This is a genomic window from Angustibacter speluncae, from assembly GCF_054777815.1.
Genome location: NZ_BAAHAF010000060.1, coordinates 1 through 15766 on the forward strand (window position 1 = coordinate 1; position 15766 = coordinate 15766).

A 15766-nucleotide genomic window follows, 5' to 3' on the forward strand; every position below is an offset into this window, starting at 1 on the left:
CCGTCCGGCGCCCGTCCGGCCGCCAAGGGCGCCCCGCGCCCGGGTCCGCCCCGACCCGCGGCGGGTGCACCGCGCCGGGTCCGCCTCACCGCCGCCCGGGTCGACCCGTGGTCGGTGATGAAGCTGGCGTTCCTGCTCAGCGTCGCCATCGGCATCGCCACCGTCGTGGCGGCCGGCGTGCTGTGGACCGTGCTCGACGGCATGGGCGTGTTCACCCAGATCAACGACCTGGTCGGGCAGATCCTCGGCGCCGGGCAGTTCGACATCCTCGACTTCGTCGGCTTCGGCAAGGTGCTCTCGCTCGGCACCGTGCTGGCCGTGGTGAACGTCGTCCTCATCACCGCGCTCTGCACGCTCGGCGCGTTCCTCTACAACGTCGCCGCCAACCTGGTCGGTGGCCTGCACCTCACGCTCTCGGACGACTGATCCGGTTCGCGAGCACGGCGCGTGGTCGGGTAACCTCGTCCCGCACGTCCGGGGCCTATAGCTCAGTCGGTTAGAGCGCTTCCCTGATAAGGAAGAGGTCAGAGGTTCAAGTCCTCTTAGGCCCACCCCCTCCTTTCGTCTGCGGCCGGTCCACCTTCGTCGGTACCGCCGCCCTCGGCCCGCTGGCTAGCGTGGCGCCGTGTCCCTCCTGCGCACCGACGGCCTGACCAAGCGCTTCGGCGCGGTCACCGCCGTCGAGGACCTCACGGTCGACGTCCGGCCCGGCGTCACCGGGCTCGTCGGGGCCAACGGCGCCGGCAAGTCGACCCTGCTGAAGATCCTGCTCGGGCTGCTCGCGCCGACCTCGGGCGGGGCGCAGGTGCTCGACCACGACGTCGTCACCGACGGGCCGGCCATCCGCGAGCGCGTCGGCTACATGCCCGAGCACGACTGCCTGCCGCCGGACGTGTCGGCCACCGAGTTCGTCGTCCACCTCGGACGCATGTCCGGCCTGCCGACCACCGCCGCCCGGGAACGGGCGGCGGACACGCTGCGGCACGTGGGGCTCTACGAGGAGCGCTACCGGCCGATGGGCGGGTACTCGACCGGCATGAAGCAGCGGGTGAAGCTCGCGCAGGCGCTCGTGCACGACCCCGCGCTGGTGCTGCTCGACGAGCCGACCAACGGCCTCGACCCCGCCGGGCGTGACGACATGCTGGAGCTGATCCGCCGCGTCCGCACGGACTTCGGCATCTCGGTCGTGGTCACGTCCCACCTGCTCGGCGAGCTCGAGCGGGTGTGCGACGCGATCGTCGTGATCGACGGCGGCCGGCTGCTGCGGCACTCGACCACCGCCGACGTCACCGCGCAGACGCCGGTGGTGCTCGTCGAGGTCGACGGCGACGCGGCGGCGCTGCACCGGCGGCTCGAGGAGGGTGGGGTGGCGGTGCGCCGCGACGGGCAGCTGCTGCAGGTCGACGTCGACGACCCCGCTGCGTACGACGCCGTCCGCGACGCCGTGGCCGCTCTCGGGCTCGGCCTGGTGCGGGTCGAGCAGCAGCGGCACCGGATGACCGAGCTGTTCACCGGACCCGCGGGGGTGCACCGTGGCTGAGGTGGGCGCGGCGCCGCCGCGGGCCGGCGCGATCCACGACATCGGGTACCGGCACTACGACGGACCGCGGCTCGGGACGTCGTACGTGCGGCGCTCGCTGTTCGTCGAGACGCTGCGCGGGTCGTACGGGTTCGGGCGGTCGGCGCGCTCGAAGGTGATGCCGCTGCTGCTGCTCTCGGTGATGGCCCTGCCGGCGGTGGTGATCGGGATCGTCTCCGGCGCGCTCGGCGCGACCGAGCTCCCGCTCGGCTACACCCGGTACGTGGTGGTGCTGCAGGTGGCGGTCACCATCTTCGTCGGCGCCCAGGCGCCCGCGGTGATGTCGCGCGACCTGCGGTTCCGGGTGGTGCCGCTGTACTTCTCGCGCCCGCTCAGCCGGGCGCAGTACGTGCAGGCCAAGTACGCGGGCTTCGCGTCGGCGCTGTTCGTGCTGATGGCGCTGCCGCTGCTGCTGCTGGTCGCCGGGGCGCTGCTGGCGAAGATGCCGCTCGACGAGCAGCTGCCGGACCTCGCGCGCTCGCTCGCCGGGGCGGCGCTGCACGCGCTGGTGCTGGCCGGGCTCGGGCTGCTGGTGGCGGCGATGACCCCGCGCCGCGGCCTCGGGGTCGCCGCCGTGGTCGGGCTGCTGCTGGTGCTGTCGGGCGTGCAGGCGGCGGTGCTCGGGCTCGCGTCGGAGTTCGGCAGCACCGGGCTGGCCGGCTGGTCCGGCCTGCTCTCGCCGTTCACGCTCGTCGACGGCGTCGTGAGCGGCCTGCTCGGGGCCGACGCCTCGATCGGCGACGGGCCGCCGGGCACCGCGGCCGCGGCCGTGTTCGCGCTCGTCGTGACCGGGGTGGTGGCCGGGTGCTACGCCGGGCTGCTGGCCCGCTACCGCAGGGCGCTGTCGTGAGGAGGCTGTCGTGAGCGTCGTCGAGCTCGCGCAGGTGTCGCGCTGGTACGGCAACGTGGTCGCGGTCAACGACGTGACGATGCGCCTCGAGCCCGGGGTGACGGGCCTGCTCGGCCCGAACGGCGCCGGCAAGTCGACGCTGATCTCGATGATGGCCGGGTTCCTCGCGCCGTCCGCCGGGACGGTCACCCTGGACGGACGTCCGCTCCACCGCGACCCGCAGATCTACCGCGAGGTCGGGCTCGTGCCCGAGCGCGAGGAGATGTACGACTCCATCACCGGGTGGGAGTTCGTCCTGGCGAACGCCCGGCTGCACCGGCTGCGCGACCCGCAGACCGCTGCGCGGCAGGCGATCGCGACGGTCGAGATGACCGAACCGCAGGGCCGCGACATCCGCACCTACTCCAAAGGCATGAAGCAGCGGATCAAGATGGCCACCGCGATCGTGCACGACCCGGCGGTGCTGCTGCTCGACGAGCCGTTCAACGGCATGGACCCGCGGCAGCGGCTGCACCTGATGGAGCTGCTGCACCGGCTCGGCGACGAGGGACGCACGATCCTGTTCAGCTCGCACATCCTCGAGGAGGTCGAGCAGATCGCCGGCCGCATCGAGGTGGTGGTCGCCGGCCGGCACGCCGCGTCCGGCGACTTCCGCGAGATCCGGCGGCTGATGACGCAGCGGCCGCACCAGTACACGCTGCGCTCCAGCGACGACCGCGCCCTGGCCTCGGCCGTGATCGCGGAACCGAGCACGTCCGGGGTGCAGCTCGTCGTCGACGCCACGGGAGGCACCACGGTGCAGGTGCAGGCCACCGACTTCTCCGCGTTCGTACACGCGCTGCCGCAGGTCGCCGCGCGGCACGGCATCCGGCTGCTCGAGGTGCGGCCCGCCGACGAGTCGCTCGAGAGCGTCTTCGCCTACCTGGTGGACCGGTGAACGCGACCGTCGCGGCGCTGACCCGCCGCAGCCTCCTCGGCCGCAAGCGCACGGTCGTGCTGACGCTGCTGCCGCTCGCCCTGCTCGCCCTGTGCGTGCTCGCCCGCGTGCTCGGCGGCCTCGACGACGACATCGGCTCCGAGCTCGGCGGCACGCTCGCCCCCGACCTGCTCGGCGCGTTCGGCATCGCGATCCTGATGCCGCTGCTGGGGCTGGTCGCCGGCACCGGCGCGATCGGCCCGGAGATCGACGACGGCTCGATCGTCTACACCCTGGCCAAACCGCTGAACCGGTACTCGATCGTGGTGACGAAGCTGCTCGTCGCGATCGGGGTGGTCGTGGCGTTCGGTGTGCTGCCCGTGCTGGTGTCGGGCGTGGTGCTCACCGGCTCGCTCGGCGTGGTCGCGCTCTCGTTCGCGGCCGGCGCGCTCGCGGCCGGGGTCGCGTACGCCGCCGTGTTCCTGCTGCTGGCGGTGCTCACCCGCAACGCGGTGGTGGTCGGCCTGATCTACGCGCTGATCTGGGAGTCGCTCGTCGGCGGCCTGGTGCCCGGCGCCCAGACGCTGAGCATCCAGCAGTGGTCGCTGTCGGTGACCGAGCGGGTGCTGGGCGACTCGGCCGCGCGGGTCGGCCTCGACGCGGCGGTCGGCTCCGGCACGGGGCTGACGCTGCTCGTGGTCGTCACCGTGGTCGCGACGGCAGTGGCCGGGCGGAAGCTGCAGACGCTGCGGCTGGAGGAGGCCTGAGCGCGGCGGGCGTTACCCTGGTGCGGTGAAGAAGCTCATCGTGGTCCTGGGTCTGGCGGGCGCCGGCTACGCCCTGTGGCGCAAGCAGCAGGCCGAGCAGGCCGAGCAGGACCTGTGGGCCGAGGCCACCGACACGGTGCGCTGACTCCCCACGCTGACTCCCCACGGGGCCATGGCGCAATTGGTAGCGCACCTGCTTTGCAAGCAGGGGGTTAGGGGTTCGAGTCCCCTTGGCTCCACAGACGATCGAAGGACCGGACACGCCTTTCGTCCGGTCCTTCGATCGTCTGCGGATCTGAGCGCTCGAACCCTCGGGTTCCGGGCCCACGCTCCGGACCCGGGCCGAGGGACGAGGTCCGGGCGGAGTGGGGCGTCCCCTTGGCTCCACCACGACCGGCGCTCGCACAACGTCCGCGTCCGCGCACAACGCGCCGGACGGTTGTGCCAGGACGGACGCGTTGTGCCGGCGCTAGGGACCGCTCGCACACACCTTCCGCGGCCCGCACACCAGCTCGAGCCTGTGTGCCGACCTCGGGCCGGTTGTGCGAGCGGACCCTCAGCCGCGCAGCGCCAGGTACTGGTGCACCATCGCGATGGCCATGCCGCCCTCGCCCACCCCGGCCGCGACCCGCTTGACCGACCCGGAGCGCACGTCGCCGGCCGCGAAGACACCGGCCGCGGTGGTCTCCAGGGCGAAGGGCTCGCGCTCGTGCGCCCAGCCGCCGCTGTCGCGGGCCGCCGCGCCCGTCAGCACGTAGCCGTGGTCGTCCCGGACGACGGCGGCCGGGAGCCAACCGGTCTCGGCGTCCGCGCCGATCATGACGAACAGGACGCCGGCGGCGCGGCGTGAGGTCTCCCCCGTGCGGCGGTCGGCGACGTCGACCTGCTCGAGGTGCTCCTCGCCGTGCAGACCGACCACCTCCGAACGGGTCTCGACGGCGATGGCGGGGTTCGCGGCGATCTGCTCGACCAGGTAGTGCGACATGCTCGCGCCCAGGCCCTCGCCGCGGACGAGCAGCGTCACCGACCGGGCGTGCCGGGCGAAGAAGATCGCGGCCTGGCCGGCGGAGTTGCCGGCGCCGATGATGCAGACGTCGCGGCCGTGCGCGAGGCCCGAGTCGCTGCGGGCGGCGCCGTAGTAGACGCCCTTGCCGACGAACCGGTCGATCTCGGGGACGGCGAGGCGCCGCCACTCGACACCGGAGGTCAGCAGCACCACCGCGGTCCGCAGCTCGCTGCCGCCGTCCAGGGTGACCGTGCCGGCCGACGGGTCGAGCCGCTCGATCTCGCGGGTGACGACGATCTCGGCGCCGAGCCGGCGGGCCTGGCGCAGCGCCTTGCCGGCCAGCTCGTCGCCGGAGACGCCGAACGGGAACCCGGTGTAGTTCTCGATCCTGCTGGACGTCCCGGCCTGGCCGCCCGGGGCGAACCGCTCGACGACGAGCGTGCGCAGGCCCTCGGCCGCGCCGTTCACCGCGGCGGTCAGCCCGGTCGGGCCACCGCCGACCACGACGAGGTCGTACTCCCCGAGCGCGGGGAAGACCGGCAGGTTCGCCGCGATCGCCACCTCGCGCACGGTGGGGTCGTGGACGGTGCTGCCGTCGGCGAGCCGCACCCGGGGCCGGCCGTCGCCGTCCTGCACCGTCTCGAACGAGACCCGGTTGCGGTGCAGGAACGTGCTGAGCTCGTGCACCCGCCGGTCGAGCGCCGGACCCAGCAGGGTGAGGTCGGGCGCGCTGGTCTCGGCGGCGATCTGCTGCAGCCCCCGCATCCGGCCCTGCGCCAGCTTGCCGACGTGCGCCAGCACCTGCGGGGCGAGCTCGGCGAGGGTGAAGAAGGTGGCGACGTCGACGCGCAGCACGCGGGACGGCTCGACCGCCACGCACGCGGCGGGCAGGTTCATGCTGAGCATCATCGGCACCTCGCCGTAGAGCTCGCCCGGCCCGCGCGGCCCGATCACGCGGTCGACGCCGTTGATCTCCTTCACCAGGTGCACCAGGCCCTCGACCACGACGAACAGGGCGCGCTCGTCGCCCTCCTGCGCGACGAACTCGCCGGGCACCAGCGTGACGTCCTCGACCGAGCGGGCGACGAGCTCGAGCTGGTCGGGCGAGAGGTCGTGGAAGAGCGGGATCGCGGTCAGCTCGGCGGCGGTGATCACGGGCGGCCTCTTCGCGCCGGAGGGGCGGGTCGGCGCGATCCTAGGACCGCTCGACGGCGGCCGTCAGTCCCCCGAGCGGCCCACCTGCGCGGGGTAGCGCACGTCGTAGCGCAGCCACACCATCCCGTTGGCGAACCGGCGCTCCTCGCGCAGGTCGAGCGAGGCGCGGACGTCCGGCAGGTACCGCAGGCCGCCGCCGACGACCTCGGGCACCACGACCACCTGCAGCTCCTCGACCAGGGCGGCCCGGAAGGCGTGCGCGGCCAGCGTCGGCCCGGCCACGGTCAGGTCGGCGTCGGCCTCGCGCAACCACCCGCGCACCTCGTCGACGTCGAAGTCGCGCCGCAGCAGCGTCCGCTCGGTGCGCACGTCCGGCAGCGTCGTCGAGTACACGACCTTGTCGGCCGCCTGCCAGACCTCGGCGAACCGCGCCGACTCCGGCGACAGCGCCGCGGCGGCCGGGTCGGTCTCCCAGACGTGCATCAGCTCGTACATGCGGCGGCCGTAGAGGTAGGTGCCCACGCCCCGCTCCGCCTCGGTGACGAAGGCGAGCACCTCCTCGCTCGGCTCGGCCCAGCCGAAGCCGCCGTCGGCGTCCGCGAGGTAGCCGTCGAGGGACCCGATCACGGAGTAGACGAGCCTGGCCACGGGCCCACTGTGCCCCGATCCGCCAGGACACGCACAGTGAGCACCGGTGCAGTACGTTCCACCACACCCGTCACACCGCTACCGTGGTCGCACACGCGGGAACGAAGGGGAGTGCTGGGGCTGTCCGAGCTTGAGCGGCTCACGCTGAGCGACGAACCTGACGCTGCGTCACGGGCTCGTCGCTTCGTCCAGGCTGCCCTCGACGGGACGCGGTTCGAGGTCCGCGCCGACGACGCCGTGCTCGTCGTCTCCGAGATGGTGACCAACGCGCTGCTGCACGCCGAGCCCCCCGTCTCGGTCGACCTGGTCGTGCTCGAGGAGCACCTGCGGATCGAGGTCCGCGACGGCGCCCACCGGCCCGTCGTCGAGACGCCCTCGTCCACGTACAGCACCACCGGTCGCGGCCTGTCGGTCGTCGAGGCGCTGTCGGCCCGCTGGGGCATGGAGCCCGAGGGCGGCGGCAAGCTGGTCTGGGCCGAGCTCGGCGACACGCTCTCGGTGGTCGAGCACGAGGGCGAGATCGACCTGGACGCCTGGGACGACCTGCTCGCCGAGGAGGTGCCGGCGCAGCAGCACTACACGGTCGACGTCGGGGAGGCGCCGACCGCGCTGGTGCTCGAGGCGAGCGAGCAGGTCGACAGCCAGCTGCGCGAGCTGACCCTGATGGCGGTCGGCGACCTGAGCGGCCAGGCGAGCGCCCTGCCGGCCGACCTCGCTCGCACCCTGGCCACGCTCGACCACACCTTCGCCCAGCTGCGCCTGGAGCTGAAGCGGCTGGCCAGCGAGGCCGCGGCCGCCGGGCTCGACCGCACCCGGCTGAAGCTGACGCTGTCGGACGAGTCGGTCGTGCAGGCGCAGACCTACCTGCGCGCCCTCGACGACATCGACCGGCACGCCCGCGCCGGCGACATGCTCATCCTCGAGACCCCGCCGCAGCAGCGCGCGTTCCACCGCTGGTACGTCACCAACGCGGTCGCGCTGGTCACGGCGCTGCGCCACCAGGAGCCGCTGCCCCCGGTCGTCGCCTTCGAGGACGTCGAGCGGCGCGCCTGACCCGCACCCGGCCGCCCCACCCGATCCGGGACGCCGACGAGCCCGGCCCCACCGAGGTGGGACCGGGCTCGCGCGTGCGACCTGGGTCAGCTGTCCTTGGCGGCGTCCTTGACGTCCTCCGCCTCGGCCTTCGCGGTGTCGGCGACCTCGCCCGCCTTGTGCTTGGCGTCCTTGGCGACGTCCTTGGTGGCGTCGGCGGCGGTGTCGGCGGTGGTGCCGACGCCGGACAGGGCGTCCTCGCCCTTGTCGAGCGCCTCGCCGACCTTCGTCTGCGCGGCGGCGGCCGGCTTCGGGGCCGTGGTCGCCGGCTTCGGCGTCGTGGCGGTCGACGTCGGGCGCGGGGTGCCGGTGGCGGTGGCCCACGGGTCGTCGGTGGGCTGGCCCGCGCGCCACGCGGCGTAGCCCGCGGCACCGGCGGCGCCGAGCACGCCGAGGACGAGGAACACCTTGCCCGCGGTACGGCGCTTGCGCGCCGGCTTGGTCGCGCGACCCGCCTTCTTGCCGACCTCGTCGATGGCGCCGCGGCTGGCCGCGGTGGCCTCCTCGGTCTTCGCCGCGGCGGCCGCCGCGGCGGCGGTCACGGCCTCGACGATGCGCGGCAGCACGTCCTCGACGATCTTGTCGCGCGCGGCGTCGACCTTGGGGCCGAGCGCCTCGGCGGCGTGCTCGACCCGGGGCGCGGCGGCCTCGACCGAGCGGTCGCGGGCCTTCTCCAGCCGGGGCGAGGCCCAGTCGCGCGCGGCCGAGGCGGCCTGCGCGGCCTTCTCGCCCGCGGTGGCGGCGGCACCGGCGGCGACGGGTGCGGCCTTGTCCAGGAGGCTGCCGGCCTGGGCCTTGAGCGCGTCGGCCTGGGCCTTGGCCTGGTCGGCGGCCTTCTCGGTGCGGCTCTTGCTGCGGAACACGCGTCCTCCCCTCGGACCCGTAGCGGGTCGCGTCGGTGCGGCGGCGCGTCCGGGACGGACGGCACCGCGGTTCGTCGCGCCCCATCTTGCCGCGTCGCGGCCCCGCGTGCGCGGTGGGACGGCCACCGGATGAGCCGCCGCGGTGCCCGTGGGAGGATGCCGCCATGTTCGCGACCCTGCACACGACCGCCGGCGACATCCGGATCGAGCTGTTCCCGAACCAGGCGCCGCACACGGTGAAGAACTTCACCGGGCTGGCCGACGGCAGCAAGGAGTGGACCGACCCCGAGACCGGCGAGAAGAAGAGCGAGCCGTTCTACGACGGCGTCGGCTTCCACCGGGTGATCCCCGGCTTCATGATCCAGGGCGGCGACCGCCTGGGCAGCGGTCGCGGCGGTCCCGGCTACGAGTTCGACGACGAGGTGACCGTCGACCTCACCTTCGACCGCCCGTACCTGCTCGCGATGGCGAACGCCGGCAAGCGGTTCGGCAAGGGCACCAACGGCTCGCAGTTCTTCATCACGGTCGGCCCCACGCCGCACCTGAACGGCAAGCACACGATCTTCGGCGAGGTCGTCGACCAGGCGGGCCGCGACGTCGTCGACGCCATCGCCAACACGCCGACCGGCCCGATGGACAAGCCGCGCGAGCCGCAGGTCATCACCTCGGTCACGATCGAGCCCTGACCGGCCGCACGACCCGATCGACGACGCCCCGGTGAGCAGCGCGCCCGACCCCGCCGCCGCCGGGGCGTCGGCCGTCCCGGTGTGCCCGCGGCACCCCGACCGCGAGTCGTACGTGCGGTGCCAGCGCTGCGAGCGGCCGGTCTGCCCCGAGTGCCAGCGCCAGGCCGCGGTGGGCGTCCAGTGCGTCGACTGCGCCCGCGAGGGCAGCCGGCGGGTCCGCACCGGTCGCACGGTGTTCGGCGGCCGGGTGAGCGGCGGGCCGCCCCGGGTCACCCAGGTGCTGATCGGCCTGTGCGTGCTGGGGTTCGTGCTGCAGCGGGTGCCCGGGCTCGGCGTCACCGACGCGCTGTCGTTCCGCGAGTACTACGCGGGGGCCGAGCCGTGGCGGTACCTCAGCGGGGCGTTCCTGCACGCGGTGGGCACCTTCGGGTTCCTGCACATCGCGATGAACATGTACGCGCTGTGGTTGGAGGGCCCGTACCTCGAGCACGCGTTCGGCCGCGCGCGCTTCGCCGCGCTCTACCTGGTCAGCGCGTTCGCGGGGCACGTCGGCTACCAGCTGCTGACGCCGGCGCTGGTGCAGGACGGGGGCGGGGTCTTCACCACCGGGGCCGTCGGCGCGTCCGGTGCGGTGTTCGGGCTCTTCGGCGCCCTGCTGCTGGTGCAGCGTCGCCTGCGGCTGCCACCCGGCCAGGTCGTCGGCGTGCTCGCCGTCAACCTGGTGTTCGGCTTCGTGGCACCCGGCATCGCCTGGCAGGCGCACCTCGGCGGGCTCGTCGGCGGAGCCGCGGTGGCGGCGGTGCTCGTCTACGCCCCGCGCGAGCGCCGGGCGCTGGTGCAGTGGGGCGGCATCGCCCTCGTCACGCTGGTGCTCGTCGCGCTGGCCGTCGTGGGTCTGCAGGTCGACCCCACCCTGGGCTGACCGGGGTCAGCCGCGCGGGTTGTCCCCAGTGTGGACAACGCCTGGGGAAAACCACACGCGTGTAAGTCGCCCTGCGGAGGGGGTCAGCGCCACCGCGTCGTCATCAGGAAGCCGACCATGACGATGCCGAAGCCGATGACCAGGTTCCAGCTGCCGACGTCCCAGCTGCCGATCGACGGGATCGGGTACTGACCCTCGCTGACGTAGAAGACGACGATCCAGACCAGCCCAATGACGAAGAACGCCAGCATCACGGGGACGAACCACCGGGAGTTCACCTTGGGCCCGGACGACTTCGCCGGGGGCGCCGTGTAGGCGGCCTTCTTGCGGACCCTGGACTCGGGCATCGTCGTCTCCCTGGGGTGAACCGGCTCGGGCGAGGTACGCCGCCCTGACTCGAACGTCTAGCGTAGACGACGTGGACAGCCAGCACCGGCCCCGTCGCTCGTGGGCCGGCACCGTGGCGGTGGCGGGCGTGCTCGCCGTCGCCGGCGGGCTGTTCGCCACCAGCGCCGGCACGGCCCAGGGCACCGACCTGCGCGCGAGCGGCACCGACCTGCGCGGGCTCGTCCGCCAGGAGTCCTCCCGCCTGGACGCCCGCAACACCGAGGTGGCCGGCCTGCGCGCCGAGGTCGACCGGCTGACCGCCGAGGTCGGCGACAGCACGACCCGCGACCTGCAGGCCACCGCCGCCGAGCTGAGCGGGCCGGCCCAGCTGCAGCCGGTCAGCGGTCCGGCGCTCGTGGTCACCCTCGACGACGCGCCCCGCGACCGGGCCCAGCCCGAGGGGGTCGACCCCAACAAGCTCGTCGTGCACCAGCAGGACGTGCAGGCGGCGGTGAACGCGCTGTGGGCGGCCGGCGCCGAGGCCATGATGCTGATGGACCAGCGGGTCATCTCCACCAGCGCGGTGCGCTGCGTCGGGGCGACGCTGCACCTGCAGGGACGCGTCTACTCCCCGCCCTACGTCATCACCGCGATCGGCGACCAGGACGACATGCGCGAGGCGCTCGACGACTCGGTCGACCTCGGCTACTACCGCGACGACGCCCGCGCCTACGGCCTCACCTACCGGGTGCAGGACGACGACCGGGTCGAGATGCCCGCCTACGACGGCTCGATCGAGCTGCAGCACGCCCGCGCCGTCGGCGGCGACGGCGCCACCGAGGACGGCGGGTGAGCCGCGCCGGCAACGCCGTCCGCACGGCGACGGGGGTCCTCGGCGAGCTGCTCATCACCGCGGGTGTGCTGCTGCTGCTCTTCCTGGTGTGGCAGCTGTGGTGGACCGACGTGCAGGCCGACGCGGCCCAGCGCGAGGTCACCGACCAGCTGCAGCAGGACTGGGGCGTCGGCGAGGAGACGCCCGCCCCGCCCGACGACGCGCCGCCGCCCGCGGAGCCGGCGCCGACCGCCGACCAGCCGTTCGCCGTCGTCCACGTGCCGCGGTTCGGCGCGGGCTGGCAGCCGCGCCCGGTCTACGAGGGCACCTCGCTCGACCTGCTCGAGGACGGCGTCGGGCACTACCCCGGCACCGCGCTGCCGGGCGGCGTCGGCAACCTCGCCCTGGCCGGGCACCGGGTCACCTACGGCAAGCCGTTCAACCAGGTCGAGCAGCTGCGCGCCGGTGACGCCGTGCTCGTCGAGACCGCGCAGGCCTGGTACACCTACCGCGTCACGTCCACCGAGATCGTGACGCCACGCGACGTCGACGTCATCGCGCCCGTGCCGGGCGACCCGGCCGCGGTGCCCACCGAGCGGATGCTGACGCTCACCACCTGCCACCCGATGTTCTCCGCGCGCGAGCGGTACGTCGTGCACGCGGTGCTGGACGAGTGGCAGCCGCGCTCGGAGGGCGAGCCCCGGGCGCTCGGCGAGGACAGGGGTGGTGCCTGATGTACGGCGCGCTGTGGCGGGCCCTTCCGGGCCCCCGCTGGGTCCGGGCGCTGGTGCTCCTGGTGCTGGCCCTGGTCGTGGTCGCGGTCTGCTTCCAGTGGGTGTTCCCGGCGGTCGCGCCGTACATGCCTTTCAACGACACGACGGTGGGAGACGGCTGATGGGCGCACGCATCCTGGTGGTCGACAACTACGACAGCTTCGTCTGGACGATCGTCGGCTACCTCCAGCAGCTCGGCGCCGACTGCACGGTGGTGCGCAACGACGCCGTCGGCCCGGAGGCCGCCGACGACGTCGACGGCGTGCTGGTCTCGCCCGGCCCCGGCACCCCCGACCGGGCCGGCGTCAGCGAGGCCGTCATCCGGCGCTGCGCCGCGCTCGCCCGGCCGATGCTCGGGGTGTGCCTCGGGCACCAGGCGCTGGCCGAGGTGCACGGCGCCACCGTCACCCACGCCGAGGAGCTCATGCACGGCCGGACGAGCCGGGTGCGGCACGACGGCGGCGGCGTCCTCGACGGCCTGGCCGACCCGTTCACCGCGACCCGGTACCACTCGCTGGCCGTCGTCCCCGAGACCGTGCCGGACGAGCTCGTCGTCACGGCCCGCACCGACGGCGGCGTCGTGATGGGCCTGCAGCACCGCGAGCTGCCGCTGTACGGCGTGCAGTTCCACCCCGAGTCGGTGCTCACCGAGGGCGGGCACCGCCTGCTCGCCAACTGGCTCGCCGTCTGCGGCGACGACCAGGCGGTCGGCAGGAGCGCCGGCCTGGCCCCGGCTCTGCACTCTGCTCGCTGACGCTCGCGACCCGGCTCCCGCGGAGGGTCGATTCCTCCCGCCTCGGCTCACTCGCTGGCGCTCCCTCGCTCGGCGCGCCGGAGGCGACCGGGAGCCGGGTCTGTGACCGGTCAGGGGGTGGTCGGCGGCGGGTCGGTGGTCGGCGGGGGCTCGGTCGTCGTCGGTGGGGGCTCGGTCGTGGTGGGCGGCGGCGGCGCGGTGGCGACGATCAGCACCACCTTGGTCTTCTGCGGCACCGCACCCGGCCCGGGCTCCTGCGACAGCACCGTGTCGGGTGCCACCGTCCCGTCCTCCTGCGGCTGCGCCTCGGCGCCGAGGCCGAGGGCGAGCAGGGCGTCGCGCGCCTGCAGGTAGGTCTGGCCGGCGAGGTCGGGCAGCTGCACCATCCCGCTCGAGACGTTGATCGCGACCTCGGAGCCCTCGGGCACCATCGCGCGCGCGGCGGGGTCGGAGGAGATGACCCGGTCCTTCTCGATCTGCGGGTCGTCGGTGGGCGTGACCTGCCCGGCCACCAGGCCGACCTCGGCCAGCGCGGCCCGGGCCTCGGCCTGGGTGAGGTTCGTCAGGTCGGGCACCTCGACCTGCCCGACGCCGAGCGAGAGCACGACGGTGACGGTCGACCCCTCCTCCACCGAGTCGCCCACGGGCGGGTCCTGGCTCATCACCCGCTCGGCGGCGACGGTGTCGCTGTTCTGCGGCTCGCCCTCGGCGTACACCAGGCCGACCGCCTCGAGCTCGGCCTTGGCCGAGGCCCGGTCGAGGTCGACCAGGTTGGGGACGGACACGGTCACCGGGTCGTCGGGCTGGTCGAGCACCTGGGTGAACAGGTAGATGCCGCCCGCGACGACGGCGAGGACGGCGAGCACGAGCAGCACGTAGCCGGCGGCCCGGCCCCGCCGCGGCTCCTCCTCCTCGTCGTCGAACTCCCCGACCGGACCCGTCGCGACCGGCACGGCCGCACCGGCCGGGGTGTAGACCTCGGTGGAGGGGCCGGTCGCGGCGGCGGTGGCCAGGACGGCCCCGGCGGCGGCGGCCGCGGGGATCGCCATCGTCGGCGCCCCGGTCGCGGCGGGCGCCCGCACGGGACGGCCGTCGAGCGCGGCGAGCAGGTCGGAGCGGAAGGCGCCGGCGTTGGCGTAGCGCTCCTCGCGGTCCTTGGCCAGGGCGTGCAGCACGACCCGGTCGAGGTCGGCCCCGACCGCCGGGTTGAAGGTGCTCGGCGGCTGCGGCGTCTCGCGCACGTGCTGGTACGCCACGGACACCGGGGAGTCGCCGACGAACGGCGGCCGGCCGGTGAGCAGCTCGTACAGCAGGCAGCCGGTGGAGTAGAGGTCGCTGCGGGCGTCGACGGTCTCGCCGCGCGCCTGCTCCGGCGACAGGTACTGCGCGGTGCCGATGACGGCCTGGGTGGCGGTCATCGTCGCGGACGAGTCCGCGACCGCGCGCGCGATGCCGAAGTCCATCACCTTGACCGCGCCGGCGTCGGTGAGCATGACGTTCGCGGGCTTGATGTCGCGGTGGACGATGCCGGCGCGGTGGCTGTAGTCGAGGGCCGACAGCACGCCGGCGGTGACCTGGACGGCGCGGTCGACGCCGAGCGGCGCCGGCGTGGTGTCGGAGCCGATGCCGTTCGGCGGGGTGGAGCGCTCGGTGTCGTGCAGGATCTCGCGCAGCGTCCGGCCCGAGACGTGCTCCATCACGATGTACGGGATGTGCTCGTCGGCACCGCCGACGCCGGGGACGACGTCCTCGCCGGTGTCGTACACCGCGACGATCGAGGGGTGGTTCAGCCCGGCCGCGGACTGCGCCTCCCGGCGGAACCGGGCCTGGAAGGCGGGGTCGCGGGCGAGGTCGGCACGCAGCATCTTGATCGCCACCTGGCGGCCGAGCCGCACGTCGCGGCCGGCGTGCACCACCGCCATGCCGCCGCGGCCGAGGAGCTCACCGATCTCGTAGCGGCCCGAGAGAACACGCTGGTCGTCCACTATCCGTTCCCACCTTCGTCGTCGCCGCCCCCACCGGGCGGCGGCCCACCGCCACCGGGTCCACCCGGTGCGGCGTCGCTGTACGTCACGGCGACCGTGTCGCCCTCCTCGTAGGTGCCCTCCGCGACGGCGGTCACCTCGTTCTTGGGTGCCTCGCTGTCGGGGTCCGGCTCGGCCTGCACGACCAGCCCGAGCTTCTCGAGGTCCTTCTGCACGTCCTTGAGCGGACGCCCGACGTAGTCCGCCGCCACCACCTCGACCGTGACCGGCTCGACCGTGGTCGTCGTCGTGGTGCTGCTGGTCGTCGTGGAGGTCGAGCTGCTGCTGCTGCTCGTGGTGCTCGACGACGTCTCGGGCGGCGGCGTGGTGGTCGCCTGCGTGGTCGGCGTGGTGGTGGCGGTCGGGTCCTCGTCGCCGCCGAGCACGCCGGTCGCGACGAGCACGGCGCCGAGGGCGACCACCGCGAGCAGCACCAGGGCGGTCACGAGCACGCCCGAGACCCGGCGGCGCGGCGGGGGCGCGGCGCGGCCGGCGGTGACGGTCGTCGTCCGCACCGGCCCGGTCGGGCGCGCCGCCGGCGGGACGACCGGCATCGCGCGGGTGGCGCCGAC

General features: G+C 74.2%; 18 protein-coding genes, 2 tRNA genes and 1 pseudogene. 15 read left to right on the forward strand and 6 right to left on the reverse strand.

The window, feature by feature from the left end; translation table 11 throughout:
• The 8 genes from ACYVKY_RS07340 to ACYVKY_RS07375 form a co-directional block, all read left to right on the forward strand.
• A partial coding sequence (locus ACYVKY_RS07340; protein WP_460434323.1) for a DUF3566 domain-containing protein occupies positions 1-426 on the forward strand: 426 nt, incomplete at its 5' end.
• Positions 427-477: 51 nt separating this feature from the next.
• A tRNA-Ile gene (locus ACYVKY_RS07345) sits at positions 478-551 on the forward strand.
• A gap of 74 nt (positions 552-625) precedes the next feature.
• The gene (locus tag ACYVKY_RS07350) at positions 626-1540 is read left to right on the forward strand and encodes an ABC transporter ATP-binding protein (RefSeq protein ID WP_460434324.1); all 915 of its coding nucleotides are present in this window, start codon (positions 626-628) and stop codon (positions 1538-1540) included.
• Positions 1533-2429: an ABC transporter permease gene (locus tag ACYVKY_RS07355; protein WP_460434325.1), complete on the forward strand. Its 897-nt coding sequence runs from the start codon at positions 1533-1535 to the stop codon at positions 2427-2429. The genes ACYVKY_RS07350 and ACYVKY_RS07355 overlap by 8 nt, the downstream gene beginning before the upstream one ends.
• A gap of 10 nt (positions 2430-2439) precedes the next feature.
• The gene (locus tag ACYVKY_RS07360) at positions 2440-3366 is read left to right on the forward strand and encodes an ABC transporter ATP-binding protein (protein WP_460434326.1); all 927 of its coding nucleotides are present in this window, start codon (positions 2440-2442) and stop codon (positions 3364-3366) included.
• A complete protein-coding gene (locus ACYVKY_RS07365) occupies positions 3363-4112 on the forward strand; it encodes an ABC-2 transporter permease (RefSeq protein ID WP_460434327.1) in 750 nt (249 codons plus the stop codon). The genes ACYVKY_RS07360 and ACYVKY_RS07365 overlap by 4 nt, the downstream gene beginning before the upstream one ends.
• A 25-nt stretch (positions 4113-4137) precedes the next feature.
• A complete protein-coding gene (locus ACYVKY_RS07370; protein WP_460434328.1) occupies positions 4138-4257 on the forward strand; it encodes a DLW-39 family protein in 120 nt (39 codons plus the stop codon).
• 21 nt (positions 4258-4278) lie between these two features.
• Positions 4279-4351, forward strand: a tRNA-Ala gene (locus tag ACYVKY_RS07375).
• A 317-nt stretch (positions 4352-4668) separates the two neighbouring features.
• Here ACYVKY_RS07375 and ACYVKY_RS07380 read toward each other — a convergent pair.
• Both ACYVKY_RS07380 and ACYVKY_RS07385 read right to left on the reverse strand, forming a co-directional pair.
• A complete protein-coding gene (locus tag ACYVKY_RS07380; RefSeq protein ID WP_460434329.1) occupies positions 4669-6273 on the reverse strand; it encodes an FAD-dependent oxidoreductase in 1605 nt (534 codons plus the stop codon).
• Positions 6274-6336: 63 nt separating this feature from the next.
• Complete coding sequence (locus tag ACYVKY_RS07385; RefSeq protein WP_460434330.1) at positions 6337-6921, reverse strand: dihydrofolate reductase family protein; 585 nt, start codon at positions 6919-6921, stop codon at positions 6337-6339.
• A 111-nt stretch (positions 6922-7032) separates the two neighbouring features.
• Between ACYVKY_RS07385 and ACYVKY_RS07390 the strand changes: the two genes are divergently transcribed.
• The gene (locus ACYVKY_RS07390) at positions 7033-7974 is read left to right on the forward strand and encodes an ATP-binding protein (RefSeq protein WP_460434331.1); all 942 of its coding nucleotides are present in this window, start codon (positions 7033-7035) and stop codon (positions 7972-7974) included.
• Positions 7975-8060: 86 nt separating this feature from the next.
• On the opposite strand, the gene ACYVKY_RS07395 is transcribed toward ACYVKY_RS07390, so the two are convergent.
• Positions 8061-8876 carry a hypothetical protein gene (locus ACYVKY_RS07395; RefSeq protein ID WP_460434332.1) on the reverse strand — a complete coding sequence of 272 codons (816 nt, stop codon included), beginning with the start codon at positions 8874-8876 and terminating at the stop codon, positions 8061-8063.
• Between the two features lie 164 nt (positions 8877-9040).
• Here ACYVKY_RS07395 and ACYVKY_RS07400 point away from each other — a divergent pair, with 164 nt between their 5' ends.
• Complete coding sequence (locus ACYVKY_RS07400) at positions 9041-9562, forward strand: peptidylprolyl isomerase (RefSeq protein WP_460434333.1); 522 nt, start codon at positions 9041-9043, stop codon at positions 9560-9562.
• Positions 9563-9593: 31 nt separating this feature from the next.
• The gene (locus ACYVKY_RS07405) at positions 9594-10484 is read left to right on the forward strand and encodes a rhomboid family intramembrane serine protease (protein ID WP_460434334.1); all 891 of its coding nucleotides are present in this window, start codon (positions 9594-9596) and stop codon (positions 10482-10484) included.
• Positions 10485-10567: 83 nt separating this feature from the next.
• Here the strand turns inward: ACYVKY_RS07405 and ACYVKY_RS07410 are convergent, their stop codons facing one another.
• Positions 10568-10831 carry a cell division protein CrgA gene (locus tag ACYVKY_RS07410; protein WP_460434335.1) on the reverse strand — a complete coding sequence of 88 codons (264 nt, stop codon included), beginning with the start codon at positions 10829-10831 and terminating at the stop codon, positions 10568-10570.
• Positions 10832-10902: 71 nt separating this feature from the next.
• Here ACYVKY_RS07410 and ACYVKY_RS07415 point away from each other — a divergent pair, with 71 nt between their 5' ends.
• Genes ACYVKY_RS07415 through ACYVKY_RS07430 form a run of 4 tightly spaced genes read left to right on the forward strand, consistent with a single transcriptional unit; the run spans position 10903 to position 13170 of the window.
• The gene (locus tag ACYVKY_RS07415; RefSeq protein ID WP_460434336.1) at positions 10903-11664 is read left to right on the forward strand and encodes a DUF881 domain-containing protein; all 762 of its coding nucleotides are present in this window, start codon (positions 10903-10905) and stop codon (positions 11662-11664) included.
• Entirely contained in the window at positions 11661-12377 is a 717-nt protein-coding gene (locus ACYVKY_RS07420) for a class E sortase (protein WP_460434337.1), read from the forward strand. The genes ACYVKY_RS07415 and ACYVKY_RS07420 overlap by 4 nt, the downstream gene beginning before the upstream one ends.
• Positions 12377-12538 (forward strand): hypothetical protein, encoded by a 162-nt coding sequence (locus tag ACYVKY_RS07425; protein ID WP_460434338.1) that lies wholly within the window; start codon positions 12377-12379, stop codon positions 12536-12538. The genes ACYVKY_RS07420 and ACYVKY_RS07425 overlap by 1 nt, the downstream gene beginning before the upstream one ends.
• Entirely contained in the window at positions 12538-13170 is a 633-nt protein-coding gene (locus ACYVKY_RS07430; RefSeq protein WP_460434339.1) for an anthranilate synthase component II, read from the forward strand. Before ACYVKY_RS07425 ends, ACYVKY_RS07430 begins: the two co-directional genes overlap by 1 nt.
• A gap of 110 nt (positions 13171-13280) precedes the next feature.
• Here the strand turns inward: ACYVKY_RS07430 and pknB are convergent, their stop codons facing one another.
• The gene (pknB, locus tag ACYVKY_RS07435) at positions 13281-15155 is read right to left on the reverse strand and encodes a Stk1 family PASTA domain-containing Ser/Thr kinase (protein WP_460434340.1); all 1875 of its coding nucleotides are present in this window, start codon (positions 15153-15155) and stop codon (positions 13281-13283) included.
• Positions 15155-15766 (reverse strand): annotated as a pseudogene (locus ACYVKY_RS07440) (hypothetical protein); the annotation flags it as partial. The gene pknB and the pseudogene ACYVKY_RS07440, both read right to left, overlap by 1 nt.

What these genes read in the sequence shown, in the direction of transcription:
- ACYVKY_RS07400 (WP_460434333.1), top strand. Translation starts at nt 9,041, where the DNA reads ATGTTCGCGACCCTGCACACGACCGCCGGCGACATCCGGATCGAGCTG.
- ACYVKY_RS07410 (WP_460434335.1), bottom strand. Translation starts at nt 10,831, where the DNA reads ATGCCCGAGTCCAGGGTCCGCAAGAAGGCCGCCTACACGGCGCCCCCG.
- ACYVKY_RS07425 (WP_460434338.1), top strand. Translation starts at nt 12,377, where the DNA reads ATGTACGGCGCGCTGTGGCGGGCCCTTCCGGGCCCCCGCTGGGTCCGG.
- ACYVKY_RS07430 (WP_460434339.1), top strand. Translation starts at nt 12,538, where the DNA reads ATGGGCGCACGCATCCTGGTGGTCGACAACTACGACAGCTTCGTCTGG.